The organism is Burkholderia sp. BCC0397, assembly GCF_902832865.1.
In the GTDB taxonomy this organism is placed as follows: domain Bacteria; phylum Pseudomonadota; class Gammaproteobacteria; order Burkholderiales; family Burkholderiaceae; genus Burkholderia.
The window spans coordinates 340,573-355,780 of sequence record NZ_CADFDL010000003.1 but is presented as its reverse complement, the minus strand read 5'-3'; the positions used below and the strand labels follow the sequence as shown (position 1 = coordinate 355,780).

The following is a 15,208-nucleotide window of genomic DNA, read 5'->3' as shown; positions in this document are numbered from 1 at the left end:
GCCGGGCCGCCGAATCGGCCCGGTATCGGGCGGCGACGACGGGCGGGGCGCGCATCGCGGCGCAGGCCGGCTGCGCGGTCCGACCCCGCGATTGCGCGTGGTTTCAGCCGCGCTCGTGCAATAAAAAAGCCGGCGCCGTGTGAGGCGGCGTCGGCTCGATCGCGCGGACGCGGCAGGGCCGCTCGCGTGACTTACGCGAGCGCCTTCTCGACGATCTCGCGCACGTCACGCGATTTCGCGCCGGCGGCGACCTGTTCGAGCGCTTCGCGCATCCGGTCGCGCAGCGCCGGCGTGAAGCGGCGCCACAGTTCGAGCGAGCGCGCGAGGCGTGCCGCGACCTGCGGGTTGATCGCGTCGAGCGCGAGCACCTGTTCGGCCCAGAACGCGTAGCCGGAACCGTCGGCCGCGTGGAATTGCGCGGGGTTGGCCGCGCAGAAGCTGAAGATCAGCGAGCGCGCACGGTTCGGGTTCTTCAGGTTGAACGCGGGGTGCGCGAGCAGCTTGCGCACCTTCGCGAGCGTCGGCTGCGCGGGCGTGCCGCGTTGCGCCGCCTGCATCGCGAACCACTTGTCGATCACGAGCGCTTCCTTCTCGAAGCGACGGTAAAAGTCGTCGAGCGCATGCTCGGCCGGCCCGTTCGCGCCTGCGGTAGCCGCGGACAGCAGCGCGCCGAGCGCAGCCGCGCGATCGGTCATGTTGTTCGCCGCGTCGTACTGGGCGGTGGCGAGGTGCACGGCATCGGCCGGATCCTCGAGTTCGGCGAGATACGCGAGCGCGAGGTTCTTCAGCGCGCGGCGGCCCGAGGCTTCCGGCGTCGGCTCGTAGGCGCCGGGCGTCTGGTGCTGCTCGTACGCGGCGAGCCAGTCGGCGCGCAGCGCGGTCGCGAGCTGGCGGCGCACGAACTGGCGGGCGCGATGCACGGCGGCCGGATCGGCCTCGGCCATCTGGTCGGCGAGGTAGGTTTCCGACGGCAGCGTCAGCGCGAGTTCGCGGAATGCCGGCGACAGGCTTTCATCGGTCAGCACGCGGCGGAACGCGGCGACGAAGTTCTCGCCGAGCGTGAGCGGCGCGTTGGCGGCGGCACGCGCGGCGAGCGTCAGCAGCGCACGCGTCGCGAGGCGCTGGCCGGCCTCCCAGCGGTTGAACGGATCGCTGTCGTGCGCGAGCAGGAACGCGAGATCGTCGTCGCTGTAGTCGTACTCGACGATCACCGGCGACGAGAAGTTGCGCAGCAGCGACGGCAGCGGTGCTTCCGGCACGTCGACGAACGTGAAGGTCTGCTCGGTGTCGGTGAAATCGAGCACGCGCGTCGTGCCCGATGCGGCGGCTTCGCCGTCGAGACGCAGCGGCAGGTCGCGGCCGTCGCGGCCGATCAGGCCGATCGCGAACGGGATCAGGAGCGGCCCCTGCTGCGTTTCGCGCGCGGCCGGCGACGCGTCGCCGTAGCCTTGCGCGAGAGTGACCGTATAGCGGCGCGCGGCCGCGTCGTACGCGGTGCGCACCGACACGCGCGGCGTGCCGGCCTGGCTGTACCAGCGCTCGAACTGCGCGAGGTAACGCCCGTTCGCGTCGGCCATCGCGTGCCGGAAGTCATCGCAGGTCACCGCGTGGCCGTCGTGGCGCTTGAAGTAGAGGTCCATCCCCTTGCGGAAGCCGTCGCGGCCGAACAGCGTCTGGTACATCCGCACGACTTCCGAGCCTTTCTCGTAGACCGTCATCGTGTAGAAGTTGTTGATCTCGACGTAGCTCTCCGGGCGCACCGGGTGCGCCATCGGGCCGGCGTCCTCGGCGAACTGCAGCTGGCGCAGCACGCGCACGTCCTCGATGCGCTTCACCGCGCGGGCCGCCGATTCGACGTCGTCGCCTGCGGCCATGTCGGCTGAGAATTCCTGGTCGCGGAACACCGTCAGGCCTTCCTTCAGGCTCAACTGGAACCAGTCGCGGCAGGTCACGCGGTTGCCGGTCCAGTTGTGGAAGTACTCGTGGCCGACCACCGACTCGATGTTCGCGAAATCGGTGTCGGTCGCGGTCTCGGGGTTCGCCAGCACGTACTTCGTGTTGAAGATGTTGAGCCCCTTGTTTTCCATCGCGCCCATGTTGAAGTCGCCGACCGCGACGATCATGAAGCGGTCGAGATCGAGTTCGAGGCCGAAGCGCTTTTCGTCCCAGCGGATCGAGTGGATCAGCGAATCCATCGCGTGACGCGTCTTGTCGAGGTCGGCCGGTTCGACCCACACCTGCAGCAGCTTTTCCTTGCCGGAGCCGGTCGTGATCGTTTCCTCGATCGCGACGAGCTTGCCCGCGACCAGCGCGAACAGGTAGCTCGGCTTGCGGAACGGGTCTTCCCACTTCGCGAAGTGGCGGCCGTCGGGCAGGTCGCCCGAATCGACGAGGTTGCCGTTCGACAGCAGCACCGGATACGCGGCCTTGTCGGCACGCAGCGTGACGGTGTACGACGCCATCACGTCGGGGCGGTCGAGGAAGTAGGTGATGCGGCGAAAGCCTTCGGCTTCGCACTGCGTGAAGAAGTTGCCGCTCGATACGTACAGGCCCGACAGCGTCGTGTTCTGGTCCGGCGCGCACGCGCTGTCGAGCGTAAGCTCGAACGCATCGGGCACGTTCTCGACCGTCAGGCCGTGTTCGTGCGCGCGCACCGCGCCGTACGATGCGCCGTCGAGCTGCGCGCCGACGAATTCGAGCGCTTCGCCCATCAGCTCCAGGTGCGGCGCGGGCGCGGCATCCGGATTGCGGCGCACGCGCATCGTGTTCCTGACGATCGTGCGGGCCGGCGCGAGATCGAATTCGAGTGCGACGGAATCGATGAGGAAGGCCGGCGGCGTGTAGTCGGCGCGGCGGATCACGGTGGAGGAAGCGTTGTCGGACATGGTCGTCGAGATCGGTGGAGTGGGGGACGGGCCCGTCGCGCGGGCCAGGCGAACCGGGCCATTGTACAAAGGCTGGCGGCTGCGTGCCGGGCGAACTTTTTACCGCTTTCGGCAGTCCGCGTATTATCGGCATCCCGTTGGGGTTCGCGCGGGGCGACGAACGGGTGACGGATCGACGAGGATCAACATGAAACGCGAATGGATTTTTCGCGGTGCGGGCTGGGCGGCGGCGCTGTGCGTCGCGCTGCTGACCGGCTGCACCAGCTACGTGACCACCCAGGTCACGGCCTTCTCCGACTGGAGCGGCAGCGACGCGACACGCACCTATGCGTTCACGCGCACGGATGCGCAGAAGAACAGCATCGAGCAGTCGACCTACGAGCCGATCGTCGCGAACGAGCTGTCCGCGTATGCGTTCCGGCAGGTGCCGCCGTCGCAGGCACGCTATCTCGTCGGGCTGACCTATTCAGTCGGCAGCGATCTCGTGACGGTGCCGCAGCCGGTCTACTACGATCCGTGGTTCGCGCCCGGGCCGTACTGGCGGCGCGGGCCGTGGGGTCCGTGGGGCCCCTGGGGGCCGATGCCGGCCGGCTATGTCGCGCAGACGTACCAGGTGTTCGACTACGTGCTCGGCATCCGCATTACCGAGCGCGCGACGGGCAAGGAGGTCTACAACGTGTCCGCGCGCACGACCGGCGACAACGGCACGCTGCTGTACGCGATGCCGTTCCTCGCGCGTAGCGCGCTCGCCGATTTCCCGTTGTCGAACGGGGCCGTCCGCTCGGTCCGGCTGCCGGTCGACAAGCGTGGCGGGCCGGCGGCGCCGGCCGCCAACGAGCGCGCGGTGCCGGCGGCACCCGCCTCGGGCGCCGCCGTCGCGAAGTAACGCGGCATCCATCCTGGCGCGGCCGCCCGGCCGCGCCGGCCACCTGCCTTTCCGTCAGACCCCGATACCCAGCAGCGCCAGCGCGCCGAGCACGACGAACAGCACGGCCGCGATTCCGTGCACGAGCTTCGTCGGCAGACGGTGCGCGAAGCGGTCGCCGAGCAGGATCGCCGGCACGTTCGCGAGCATCATTCCGATGGTCGTGCCGGCCACGACGCCGATGTAATCCTGGAAACGCGCGGCCAGTGCGACGGTCGCGATCTGCGTCTTGTCGCCCATCTCCGCGAGGAAGAACGCCACCAGCGTCGCGCCGAACACGCCGAGCCGCGAGCGGGTCGCATTGGCTTCGTCCTCGTCGAGCTTGTCCGGCACCAGGATCCACAGCCCCATCGCGATGAACGAGAGCGCGAGCGTCCAGCGCATGATCGACGGCGTGACGAGCACGCCCAGCCATTCGCCGAGCGCGCCGGCGAATCCGTGATTGACGAGCGTCGCGACGAGCACGCCGAGAATGATCGGCACCGGCTTGCGATAGCGCGCGGCCAGCACGAGGGAAAGCAGTTGGGTCTTGTCGCCGATTTCAGCGAGGGCGACGGCGCCGGTGGAGATCAGGAAGGCTTGAGACACGGATGGGGTTCCACGGGCCATTGTTGTGCGTGCGAGCGACGATCCACGGCGCGCCGGGCCCTGATGCGGCGCACTGTGAATCATCGGTCTCGCCAGGCCAACGTGGCTGCGTCCGCCATGGCCGAACGGCCAAGTCTGTTGACGGACGCCTCCGTCACGATGCGCGCCGGTGGCGCGGGACATCGAGCGGAGCGGCTACTCCCCAATGAGCGGCGAATTCTAGCACGGCGGGTTGCACGCCGGAAAGCGGCCGGGCCGCCGTGCGGCGCGCCGGAGCGGCTTCGATTGCCGGCATGCACGGCGGCGAAGCTGCCGCGCTGCCGGAACGGAGTGCCCGCGGGGCGTTACGCGACGGCCGGGCGGCGCGCGGCGCCACGCTTGTGCACGAGTTCGCCGGCCGCATAGGTGCGGTACACCGCGCGATCGTCGCCGAGCAGCGCGAACGCGAACAGCAGTTCCTCGAGCGAATCCGCGCGCTTCGTGCGGCGCGCGAGCAGCGGCGTCGCCTGCGGATCGAGCACGACGAAGTCGGCTTCGGTGCGCGGCTTGAGCGTGCCGACCGTGTCCGCGAGGTCGAGCGCCTGCGCGGCGCCGGCCGTCGCGAGCCAGAACATCCGCGTGGCGGTCAGGTGATGGCCCGACAGCCGCGCGACCTTGTGCGCCTCGTTCATCGTCTGCAGCATCGAGAACGACGTGCCGCCGCCGACGTCGGTCGCGAGCGTGACGGGCACGTCGTATTCGCCGGCCTTGTCGAAATCGAACAGCCCGCTGCCGAGGAAGAAGTTCGACGTCGGGCAGTGCGCGACGACGGTGCGCGTCTCGGCCATCCGGCGGCGATCCTCGTCGTCGAGGTGGATGCAGTGGCCGTACACCGCGCGCGGACGCAGCAGCCCGTAACGGTCGTAGATGTCGAGATAGCTGCGGTGGCCGGGGAACAGCTCGGCCACCCATTTCACCTCGTCGACGTTTTCCGCGACGTGGCTTTGCACGAACACGTCCGGATGGCGGCGCGCGAGTTCGCTGCATGCCTCGAGCTGCGCCTCGGTCGACGTCGGCGCGAAGCGCGGCGTGAGCGCGTACATCTGGCGGCCCTTGCCGTGCCAGCGGTCGATCAGCTCGGCGCTGTCGTCATAGCCCGACTGCGCGGTGTCGCGCAGGAAGTCGGGGCAATTGCGGTCCATCAGCACCTTGCCCGCGATCATTCGCAGGTCGCGTGCGTCGCTCGCCGCGAACAGCGCATCGGCCGACTGCTTGTGCACCGTGCAGTAGACGAGCGCGCTCGTCGTGCCGCACGCGAGCAGTTCGTCGACGAAGAAGTCGGCGACTTCGCGCGCATGCTCGGGATCGCCGAACTGGCGCTCGGTCGGGAACGTGTACTTGTCGAGCCACGGCAGCAGGCCCGGCGCCGGCGACGCGATCATGTCCGTCTGCGGATAGTGGATGTGCGTGTCGATGAAGCCGGGCACGATCAGCTTGTCGCGCAGGTCGTGGACCACCGCATCGCGTGCGAGCGTCGCGGCGAGCGGCGCATACGGGCCGGCCGCGACGACCTTGCCGTCGTCGACGATCAGGAGCCCGTCGGTCTCGTAGTTCGCGGCCTGGCTCGATTGCGCCGGGTCGCCGTTGAAGGTCAGCAGTTGGGAACGGAAAGCGGTTTGCGTCATGACGAAGGGTCCTGCATCAAGGTAAGGCGAACAGAAGAAAGCGAGCGACGCCGCACGGCGGCGGGACGGTGCTTCGCGAGCGGCGGCGGCACGCGGCGTGCGGCATGGCCGAAGGCGACGGCGCAGGCGAACGTGGCGGCCGAAGCCGCCCGCGCGTGGTTGCCCGTGCACCTCGCGGCCGTTGCGCCCGCAGCCGGTACGCCCGCAACCGGTGCGCCCGCAGCCGGTACGACGCCGAACGGCACGGCAAGCCGCGACGGCCCGCGCGTGCGAGCGACGACGGGCTGCGCCGTCGCTCCGCATGCATGCAGGCGGCCGGCCCGGCGCAAGGCCGAACCGGTGATCGCGAAGCGGATGCCGTTGCCGTGTCTCATCTGTCTAGCGTGCCTCGATGCGGGCCGTCACGCGGCCTGCCAGTACGCGTCGAGGCGCGCGTACAGTGCGTCGCGCTGCGCCGGTTCGATGAACGACGCCTCGAAGCCGTTGCGGATCACCGCATGGACTTCGGCATCCGTGAGTTGCAGCCCTTCGGCCGTCGCGAAGTAGTTTTCATTGACGTAGCCGCCGAAATAGGCCGGATCGTCGGAGTTGATCGTTACCGCCACGCCGCGGTCGAGCAGCGCCTTCAGCGTGTGCTTCGCCATGTCGTCGAACACGCACAGCTTCAGGTTCGACAGCGGGCAGACGGTGAGCGCCGTGCGCGTTTTCGCGAGGCGTTCGACGAGCGCCGCATCCTCGATGCTGCGCACGCCGTGGTCGATCCGGTCGACTTTCAGCACGTCGAGCGCTTCGTAGATGTAGGCGGGCGGGCCTTCCTCGCCCGCATGCGCGACGAGCTTCAGCCCGAGCGCGCGTGCCTTCTCGAACACGCGGGCGAACTTCGTCGGCGGATGGCCGAGCTCGGACGAATCGAGGCCCACGCCGATCAGGCGATGACGATAGCGTTCGAACAGCGGCAACGCGGATTCGAACGTCGCGAGCGCGTCTTCTTCGGACAGGTGGCGCAGGAAGCACAGGATCAGCTTGCTCGACAGCCCGCGCTGCTCGGCATCGGCGAGTGCGCGCTCGATGCCCGCGACGACCGTGTCGATCGGCACGCCACGCTCGGTGTGCGTCTGCGGGTCGAAGAACAGTTCGGTGTGGACGACGTTGTCGGCGAGCGCGCGTTCGCAGTACGCGGCCGTCATGTCGTAGAAATCCTGCTCGGTGAGCAGCACGCTCGCACCGGCGTAGTAGATGTCGAGGAACGATTGCAGGTCGGTGAACGCATACGCGGCGCGCAGCGCATCGATCGAATCGTAGGAGAGCTTCACGCCGTTGCGCTGCGCGAGCGCGAAAATCAGTTCGGGCTCGAGCGAGCCTTCGATATGGATGTGCAGCTCCGCTTTCGGCGCGCGGGCAATCTTGTCCTTGAATGTCGGGGTCATGGCGTCGTTCTTGGTCGGTCAGTAAGTAGGGGAAGCCTGCGCGGACGTATTCGCCTCGACGGCCTGCAGCAATTGCGCGGCCACCGAGATCGCGATCACTTCGGGCGCCTTGTCGATGATGCCTTCGACACCGATCGGGCAGCGCATCCGCGCGACCTGGGCCGGGTCGATGCCGATCGCGGCGAGCCGGTGATCGAACTGCACGCGTTTCGTGTGCGAGCCGGTCATCCCGAAGTACGCATAGTCGCCGCGTCGCAGGATGCGCTCGGCCAGCATGAAATCAAGTGCGTGGTCGTGCGTCATCACGACGAAGTAGGACTGCGGCGGCGCTGCGTCGACCGCGTCCGCCGGGGAAGCGGCCGCGTCGATCGCGAGGTTGCCGATGCCGGCGAGCGCGTCGGCCGGCGGGAACACCGCATCGGGCCCGTCGATCCAGCGCACCTGGCACGGCAGCGTCGCCAGCACCTTCACGAGCGCGGTGCCGATGTGCCCGGCGCCGAACAGCATGACGGGGAACGCATACGGCGCGATCGTTTCGGTCATCAGCGATACGCCGCCGGTTTCCCACAGCAGGCAGTCGGCGCGCGCGGCTTCCGATTCGGGCTCGCTCAGCAGCGGCGCGCCCGGCGCGGGGCCGAATGATACGCTACGCACGGTCGCGGCGCCGGCCGCCACGCGCTTCGCGAGCGACATGATCCAGCCGAGATCGCCGACGTCGAGCCGCTCGAACGCGAGCACCACGGCGCCGCCGCAGCACTGGCCGAGGCTCGGGCCGAGCGCGAGCCGCTCGAGCCGGCGTGCGTGCTGCACGTGCGCGCCGTCCTTCAGCAGGTGCCGCGCGATCTCGATCGCCTTCCATTCCAGATGACCGCCGCCGATCGTATGGCGGGCCGTGTCGCGCGTGACGAGCATCTTGGTGCCGGCTTCGCGCGGCGCGGAGCCGTCGGTGTGCGCGACCGTCACGAGCACGGCCGCTTCGCCGTGCGCGAGCAGTTGCTGCAGATCGCCGAGCCAGGCTTCCATCAGCACGCTCCGTTCGGGACGACGCGGCACGACACGCGGCGCGGGCTGGCGGGCGCCGCGGCAACGAGGACGGACGGGAGCGGGGCAGGCCGGCTGCACGGCTGATGCCGTGCGGCGGCCGCGAACTGACGGCGTGCGCGAACGGCGCCGCCGGACGCGCGGACGCCATGAGGGTGACGGATGCGGATGGTTTGCGTTGTCATGATGAATCCAGTCGACATTGCGGATCGGGCGCGCGTTACGCAGGGAGCGGTGAGACCGCCTGGCCTCGCGCACGTAGATCGCCATCCAGTCCCGAAGATAGCACCGCCACGCGGCGGGAACATGGCCGGGCGGTGATCCGGGCTATCAGGCGGCGATCATGTCGATCATAGGCCCGCCGCGCGGGATCGGGGCGCCGATGCATGTGCATCGGGCCGAAACGCACGCGCGACGGGGCGGGGGCGCGGCGATCGCGCGACGCGCGCGGGCCCGGCAATCCGGGCGGCGGCGGGGTAGGTGTTTACGCGCGGCGACCGGGCAGGGCAGGCGCAGGCGTCGGCCGCAGCCGGGTGACGACCCGCCGGCGGCGCGCGGCCCATTCGGTCGGGCCGCGCAGGCCATGGGCCGGCAACGCGGCCGGCCGGTCAGCCCGCGAGCTTGCGGCGATGGCGCCAGAGGCTCGCGACGATCGCGATCAGGATCGCGGCGAAGCCGATCAGCGCCCAGCCGGGCAGCAGGATGCCGAAGATCGGCGGGTAGACGGTCTCGCACAGCCCGGCGACCTTGAACATGCCGGGGAACCACTGCGCGGGCGGCAGGCTGTCGACGATCGGCTGCAGCGTGTCGAAGCCGCAGCTGAAGCCCGGATTCATCTGGATCGACAGGTGCCGCGCGGCCGTGCCGACACCGCCGGCCGCGGCGATCGCGATCAGCAGTTCGAGCACCCAGACGCCGCGCCAGTTGCGGATCCCGGCGGCCAGGAACGCGAAGATCCCGATCGCGCAGAAGAAGTAGCGCTGGATGATGCACAGCGGGCACGGGTCTTCGTTCTTCACGTACTGCAGGTACAGCGCGCCGGCCAGCAGGGCGATGCACACCCATCCGAGCAGCATCAGCAGGCGGCGTTCGCGGCGTAGTGCAAGCGTGTAGTCGTTCATGTCGGCGGGGTTCCTCGTCGGTCGGTCCGGAAAACAATCGCGCGATTTTAGCGCGAATGATCTGGCACGAAACTGACAGCGCGCTTGCGGCAGCCTGCCGCACCGCGCGCGGGGCCGCCGCCGATCGGCATGCCGTCGGCATGCCCTCGGCTGGCGCGGTCAGCGGATCGTGTTCAGCACGGCCTCGACCGACTGGCCGATCGCCAGCAGTGCGTCGTCGCGATGCGGCGCCGCCGCGAGCATCAGGCCGACCGGCGCCGCGTCGCGCGGATGGCACGGCAGCGACAGCCCGCACGCATCGAGGAAGTTGAACGCGCTCGGGTTGCGCAGGATCAGCGCGTTGGTGCGCGTGAACGCGTCGTCGTCCGTTTCGAGTTCGGCGATGCGCGGCGGCACGATCGGCACCGTCGGCGCGACGAGCGCATCGAAGCGCGACCAGACCGTGTGCGCGGCTTCGTCGAGCATCGCGGCGCGCGCGGCGAGCAGGTCGAGATAGTCGGCCGCGCTCGCGGGTTCGCCCTTCAGGATCCGCGTCAGCACGCGCGGGTCGTACTGGTCGCGATGCGTGGCGAGCAGCGGGCGATGCCATGCGTACGCTTCGATCGGCGAGAAGCCGAAACGGTTGATCTCCGGCAGCCGGTCGAGCGCGGCGAAGCGCACTTCGGTGACGATCGCGCCGGCGGCTTCGAGATGCTTGAGCGCGGTGTCGAGCGCGGCTGCGACGTCGGCATCGACGCCGTCCGTCACGTAGTTCGTCAGCACGCCGAGCCGCACGCCTTCGAGCGGCCGGGCGGCCGGCACGTGCGGCTCGAGCCCCGCGAGCATCCGGTCGACGAGCGCGCAGCACGCGACCGTCAGGCCGATCGGGCCGAACGAGTCGAGCGTCGTCGACAGCGGCACGCCGCCTTGCGTCGGGATCCGGCTCGCGGTCGGCTTGAAGCCCGTCAGCCCGCACAGCGCGGCCGGAATGCGGATCGAGCCGCCGGTGTCGGTGCCGAGCGCGACCGCAGCCATCCCGTCGGCGACCGACGCGGCCGCGCCCGACGACGAGCCGCCCGAAATCCGCGCATCGCCCGGCACGTCGCGGTGGTACGGCGAGCGCGGGTTGCCGAAGTGCGGATTCAGCCCGAGCCCCGAGAACGCGAACTCGCTCATGTTGGTGCGGCCGACCAGCACCGCGCCCGCGCGCTTGAGCCGCGCGACGGCAACCGCATCGGTGCGCGCGACCGGCGCGCCGTCGAGTACGCGCGAACCCGCGCGCGTGACCTGGCCGGCGACGTCGAACAGATCCTTGACCGACACGGGAATGCCCGCGAGCGGCGACAGCACGGTGCCCGCGGCGCGCAGCCGGTCGTGGGCGTCGGCGGCCGCGCGTGCGTTGTTCGCATCGACTTCGGTGAAGACGACCGCGCCCTGGCCCGACGGATCGGCGATCCGGTCGAGCGCGGTGTCGACGAGCGCGCGGCTCGTGGTCCGGCCGGCGGCGAGGTCGGCGGCGAGCTGGGCGAGCGGGGGGAAGGGCGTGAAAGTGGTCATGGCGGCTCAGGGGCGAAGATGTTGAAGAAGCGTGGAGCGGAACGAATCGATATGGCTTTCGACGGCTGCGCGCGCGCCGGCGGCGTCGCGTGCGGACAGCCGGTCGAACAGCGCGCGATGCTCGTGCTGGACGTCGGCGAGATGGTGCGGTTCGGACAGCGTGACGAACCAGAAGCGCAGCGAGCGCTCGTGCAGCGCGCGCAGGATGTCGGCGAGCACCGCATTGCGCGCGGCCGCGGCGATCGTCTGGTGAAACGCGCGGTCGAGCTCCATCATGCCCTCGACGTCGTGCGTATCGACGCAGGCCTGCCCGTCGTCGAGCAGCGCGGCGAGGTGCGCGAGATCGTCCGGCGTCGCATGGCGCGCGGCGAGTTCGGCGCAGTGCGCTTCGTTGATGCGCCGCACGTCGATCACCGCGACGATGTCGTCGAGCGACAGCGGCTGCACCATCAAGCCCTTGCGCGGCATCACGGACAGCAGCCCTTCGAGCACGAGCCGATGCACGGCCTGGTGCACCGGCGTGCGGCCGATCCCCGTGCGTGCGACGAGGTCGGCTTCGTTGAGCGCGGCGCCCGGCTTCAGGCGCATCGTGATGATGTCGCGCTGGATCAGCGCGTACGCGCGGTCGGCGAGGCTGGCCGCTGAAGCGCCCGGGCGGTCGCGGGTGACGTCGGTCAGGGTACTCATGCGGGTCGCGGCACCGGGGCCGGAAGGGGCGCGATCATGGCGCGGATGTTTGGGAGGCGTGGGCGATCTCTGGATATTATTGTGATATATCACTGCTGTCCAGCACGGGCAATGCGAGGCGGCGGTGCCCGTGCGCGAGCGGAAGCGCTCCTCGGCGCGACTTGCCATCGACTTGCAACAATATCGACAGGATGTTGCAGGTTTGCCGCGCGATCGTGCACTGAAGCATAATGAATCCTCGTCTATCCCTACGCGCGAGCGACGCATCAGACCATCGTCATGAGCGAAAACACGCCTTCCCCGGCCGGTCTGCCCGGCACCTCTTCCGCTTCTTCCGATTCTCACCGTCCCAATTCGGCGAAAACGCCCGATGCGCCGGCCACGCAGGCCGTCGCGGAGAATGTCGCCGATGACGGCGCGTCGCCCGTCACGGCTGCATCCGAGCCGGGTGCGCCCGGCGCGGCGGCCGCCGTCGGTAATGGCGCCGCCTCGGCCGCGCCGCCGAAGCCAGGCGTGCCGCCGCCCGGATTCGGCGCGCCGCCCGATTTCGACACGCCTCGGCCGCCGCCCGCGAACGCGCAGAATGCGCCGCCGGCCTACCTGAAGCAGAGCGACACGCCGTGGTCGGTGTTCGGCCGGATCGTCGCGGCCCGCGCGCGACGGCTGTTCGACCGCGCCGGCCAGCGCATCACCCAGCGCACGCTGCGCATCGGCGTGTCGGCGCGGATCTTCCATCCGGAGCCGGGCGCGAAGGGGCTGCGCGGCAAGACGCTGCAGTATCTCGAGGAATCGATCGCCCACTGGGTGATGTCGCGCGACGTGCTCGTGTTCATGATTCCGACCGTCGGCCATCAAGGCATGATCCACCCGAGCAACATCCGCCTGCGCGACTACGCGAAGCATCTCGACGGCCTGCTGCTGCAAGGCGGCGCCGACGTGTCGCCGCAGACCTACGCGGCGTCGGATGCGCGCCCCGAATGGCCGGGCGATCGCGTGCGCGACATGTACGAGCTCGAACTGCTGCACGAATTCGTCGAGTCCGGCAAGCCCGTGCTCGGCGTGTGCCGCGGCTGCCAGCTGATCAACGTCGCGTTCGGCGGCTCGCTGTACCAGGACATCGCCACCGACGTGCCGACCGCGAATGCGCACGTGAGCGAGCATTACGACCAGCATCGTCACGCGATCCGCTTCCCCGACTCGTCGACGCTCTCGAGCATGTTCCCGGGGCGCAGCGAGGCGATCGTCAACTCGATACACCATCAGGCGATCCGCGATCTCGGCCGCGATCTGAACATCGAGGCCGTGTCGGCCGGCGACGGGATCATCGAAGGCATTCGCCATCGGCGTTCGCCGTTCGTCGTCGGCGTGCAGTGGCATCCGGAGTTCCATCGCGCGGGCGGCTCGGAACTGCTCGACTGCACGCCGCTGCTCGATGCGTTCCTGCGCGCGGCGCGCGAAACGCGTCTGTAGCACACCGTATTTTTCGCGTCGCACGAAGGCCGGCCGCATCCCGATAAATTCGAGATGCGGCCGTTTCGTTTTGAACGATAATCGCGAGTTCCGATTCGTTCGCCGGAGTCTGACGTTGGCTTTCCGAAACTTTTCCCCTGCACGATGCGCAACGTGGATCGTTGCGCTGGCTGCCTGCGCGCAAGCGGGCGCGGCCTGGTCCGCCGATGCGACCGCACCCGCCGCCGGTACGCGTCCGGCGGTCACGAGCCTGAGCGGCGGCGCATCGCCGGCGGCATCGGCCGCGACGGACGCCGCTGCGCAAGGCAACGTCGCCGAGCTGACGCAGATGCTGCACGACGGCCGGATCGTCGAGATGCGCACCACGTACAACGGCAGCTACGGCGCGAGCCTGATGTTCGATCCGCGCGAGATGACGTACTACGTCGCGCTGTTCCAGGACAAGAATCTGTGGCGCGTGATCCGTTCGCAGGAAAAGAATCGCGCGGAGATGGTGTACGCGAACTTCGTCCAGCAGACCGCGCAGCTCGCTGATGTCGAGATTCGCCGGACCGAGCTGCAGGCGCAGAAGGCATTTCTCGAACGCGTGATCGCGCTGCAGGCGAATCGTGCGCAGCAGTTGCAGGCCGACTTGAGCGTCGCGCGCAGCCAGCAGGTCGAAGTGGCGCAGCGGCAGAAGTCGGCGCAGGAGCAGGCACAGGCGCTGCAGGTCGAGAAGCGGGCTGCGCAGTTGCAGTTGCGCGATCTGCAGGAGCAGGTGCGGCAACTCGAGAAGCAGACCGAGACGGGGCTGTCCGTGCACAAGTAACGATTCGTCGAACGGACGGAGCGAGACGAGCAAAAACCCGGCGAAGGGATCTTCGCCGGGTTTTTTATTGCACGGGCGTCAGTGCGCGAATGCGTCCGGCACGTCGGTCACGCGGCGGTGCGACAGCTGCGACGTCCAGTCGAAACCGGCCGCGCTCGGGTGCGTCGGGCGCGCCGGCTGCGTGGCGCGCAGCGCGTTCGCCATCGCAATCAACGTGGCCGGATCGTCGAGCGAGTTGCGCGTATCGCGTGTGTCTGCCGTGCGCGGCAGATGGGCGAGCCGATCGCGTGTGCCGGTGTGGGTCGCGCCGCGCTGGAGCGGCGGATGTGCAGCGAGCCGTGGGACGACCGGTGTGCGGGGCGGTGCCTCCGTCGTGCGCTGGCCGGTTGCCCGACGTGGCGAGGCAGGGGCGGCGTGCCGCACGTCGGACGTCGCTTGCGGGTGAAGCGGCTCGGGACGAAGCGGGACGCGGTGCGTGGCTGGCGGCGATTCCGTCGGGTTCGCGACAGGCGTCGCCACGTGGCGCTGCGGCATGGCGTTCGTCGACGTGGCGGGTTGAGCCGCGGCGACATATACGGTGCCGGTCGATGTCGTGATGTGAGCGGGCGCACCGTCGGCCGCTTGAATCGTATACGCGGGACCGAAACCCGCAGGCGGCTCGTACGCGCCGATCAGCCAGCCGATGATGCCGAGTGCGCCGATGCTCCAGCAGACGGCGTACGTCGCGCGCCGGTCGCGAGCGGGATGGCGCAAGCGCCGGCCGGCGGCAGCTGCCGGCGCGACAGGCAACCCGGACGAAGCCGGCAGCGACGCCGTCACGGGCAGCGGCTGCCATCGGCACGCGCGGTGCGGCCGGTCGACATCGATGCAGGACGTCGTCAGCGTCGCGAGGCAGTTTCTGCCGGGCCGTGCGCCGGGCGCGCCGCGAAATCGCCATTCGCGGCCGAACGGCGGGACGTGATCGAGCGGGGTGGCGCGAGGGCGGGCGAGCGCGCCTTCGACCGGGACGAGGGGCGATGGGATCATGAAGGGGGCCGTGCGACACGGGCAACCGTG

At 69.5% G+C, this 15,208-nt stretch carries 12 protein-coding genes and 1 riboswitch; of the genes, 3 read left to right on the top strand and 9 right to left on the bottom strand.

The window, feature by feature from the left end; all coding sequences use genetic code 11:
- Positions 1 to 191: 191 nt before the first annotated feature.
- On the bottom strand, positions 192 to 2,885 hold the full coding sequence (gene pepN / locus HWX03_RS11735; RefSeq protein WP_175871345.1) for an aminopeptidase N: 2,694 nt from the start codon (positions 2,883 to 2,885) through the stop codon (positions 192 to 194).
- A gap of 187 nt (positions 2,886 to 3,072) precedes the next feature.
- Here pepN and HWX03_RS11730 point away from each other — a divergent pair, with 187 nt between their 5' ends.
- Positions 3,073 to 3,771: a DUF4136 domain-containing protein gene (locus HWX03_RS11730; protein WP_175871344.1), complete on the top strand. Its 699-nt coding sequence runs from the start codon at positions 3,073 to 3,075 to the stop codon at positions 3,769 to 3,771.
- A 54-nt stretch (positions 3,772 to 3,825) separates the two neighbouring features.
- Here HWX03_RS11730 and HWX03_RS11725 read toward each other — a convergent pair whose 3' ends face one another.
- The 7 genes from HWX03_RS11725 to HWX03_RS11695 form a co-directional block, all read right to left on the bottom strand.
- A complete protein-coding gene (locus HWX03_RS11725) occupies positions 3,826 to 4,398 on the bottom strand; it encodes a TMEM165/GDT1 family protein (RefSeq protein ID WP_175871343.1) in 573 nt (190 codons plus the stop codon).
- A gap of 41 nt (positions 4,399 to 4,439) precedes the next feature.
- Positions 4,440 to 4,614, bottom strand: a riboswitch (yybP-ykoY riboswitch).
- A 128-nt stretch (positions 4,615 to 4,742) separates the two neighbouring features.
- Complete coding sequence (gene guaD, locus HWX03_RS11720; RefSeq protein ID WP_175871342.1) at positions 4,743 to 6,062, bottom strand: guanine deaminase; 1,320 nt, start codon at positions 6,060 to 6,062, stop codon at positions 4,743 to 4,745.
- Between the two features lie 401 nt (positions 6,063 to 6,463).
- Positions 6,464 to 7,489, bottom strand: a complete 1,026-nt coding sequence (locus HWX03_RS11715) for an adenosine deaminase (protein WP_175820322.1) — start codon at positions 7,487 to 7,489, stop codon at positions 6,464 to 6,466.
- An 18-nt stretch (positions 7,490 to 7,507) separates the two neighbouring features.
- Positions 7,508 to 8,512: a xanthine dehydrogenase accessory protein XdhC gene (gene xdhC, locus HWX03_RS11710; protein WP_175871341.1), complete on the bottom strand. Its 1,005-nt coding sequence runs from the start codon at positions 8,510 to 8,512 to the stop codon at positions 7,508 to 7,510.
- 626 nt (positions 8,513 to 9,138) lie between these two features.
- On the bottom strand, positions 9,139 to 9,651 hold the full coding sequence (locus HWX03_RS11705) for a disulfide bond formation protein B (RefSeq protein WP_175871340.1): 513 nt from the start codon (positions 9,649 to 9,651) through the stop codon (positions 9,139 to 9,141).
- A 159-nt stretch (positions 9,652 to 9,810) separates the two neighbouring features.
- Positions 9,811 to 11,187 carry an amidase gene (locus tag HWX03_RS11700; protein ID WP_175871339.1) on the bottom strand — a complete coding sequence of 459 codons (1,377 nt, stop codon included), beginning with the start codon at positions 11,185 to 11,187 and terminating at the stop codon, positions 9,811 to 9,813.
- A gap of 6 nt (positions 11,188 to 11,193) precedes the next feature.
- Positions 11,194 to 11,874, bottom strand: a complete 681-nt coding sequence (locus tag HWX03_RS11695) for a GntR family transcriptional regulator (protein WP_175871338.1) — start codon at positions 11,872 to 11,874, stop codon at positions 11,194 to 11,196.
- A gap of 279 nt (positions 11,875 to 12,153) precedes the next feature.
- Between HWX03_RS11695 and HWX03_RS11690 the strand changes: the two genes are divergently transcribed.
- Entirely contained in the window at positions 12,154 to 13,344 is a 1,191-nt protein-coding gene (locus tag HWX03_RS11690; protein WP_175871337.1) for a type 1 glutamine amidotransferase, read from the top strand.
- 115 nt (positions 13,345 to 13,459) lie between these two features.
- The gene (locus tag HWX03_RS11685) at positions 13,460 to 14,152 is read left to right on the top strand and encodes a DUF2968 domain-containing protein (protein WP_175871336.1); all 693 of its coding nucleotides are present in this window, start codon (positions 13,460 to 13,462) and stop codon (positions 14,150 to 14,152) included.
- A 78-nt stretch (positions 14,153 to 14,230) separates the two neighbouring features.
- On the opposite strand, the gene HWX03_RS11680 is transcribed toward HWX03_RS11685, so the two are convergent.
- Complete coding sequence (locus HWX03_RS11680) at positions 14,231 to 15,178, bottom strand: hypothetical protein (RefSeq protein WP_175871335.1); 948 nt, start codon at positions 15,176 to 15,178, stop codon at positions 14,231 to 14,233.
- Between the last annotated feature and the right edge of the window lie 30 nt (positions 15,179 to 15,208).

Excerpts from the sequence above, each read along its gene's own strand:
- pepN (WP_175871345.1), bottom strand. The coding sequence starts at position 2,885 with ATGTCCGACAACGCTTCCTCCACCGTGATCCGCCGCGCCGACTACACG.
- HWX03_RS11730 (WP_175871344.1), top strand. The coding sequence starts at position 3,073 with ATGAAACGCGAATGGATTTTTCGCGGTGCGGGCTGGGCGGCGGCGCTG.
- guaD (WP_175871342.1), bottom strand. The coding sequence starts at position 6,062 with ATGACGCAAACCGCTTTCCGTTCCCAACTGCTGACCTTCAACGGCGAC.
- HWX03_RS11715 (WP_175820322.1), bottom strand. The coding sequence starts at position 7,489 with ATGACCCCGACATTCAAGGACAAGATTGCCCGCGCGCCGAAAGCGGAG.
- xdhC (WP_175871341.1), bottom strand. The coding sequence starts at position 8,512 with ATGGAAGCCTGGCTCGGCGATCTGCAGCAACTGCTCGCGCACGGCGAA.
- HWX03_RS11705 (WP_175871340.1), bottom strand. The coding sequence starts at position 9,651 with ATGAACGACTACACGCTTGCACTACGCCGCGAACGCCGCCTGCTGATG.
- HWX03_RS11700 (WP_175871339.1), bottom strand. The coding sequence starts at position 11,187 with ATGACCACTTTCACGCCCTTCCCCCCGCTCGCCCAGCTCGCCGCCGAC.
- HWX03_RS11695 (WP_175871338.1), bottom strand. The coding sequence starts at position 11,874 with ATGAGTACCCTGACCGACGTCACCCGCGACCGCCCGGGCGCTTCAGCG.
- HWX03_RS11690 (WP_175871337.1), top strand. The coding sequence starts at position 12,154 with ATGAGCGAAAACACGCCTTCCCCGGCCGGTCTGCCCGGCACCTCTTCC.
- HWX03_RS11680 (WP_175871335.1), bottom strand. The coding sequence starts at position 15,178 with ATGATCCCATCGCCCCTCGTCCCGGTCGAAGGCGCGCTCGCCCGCCCT.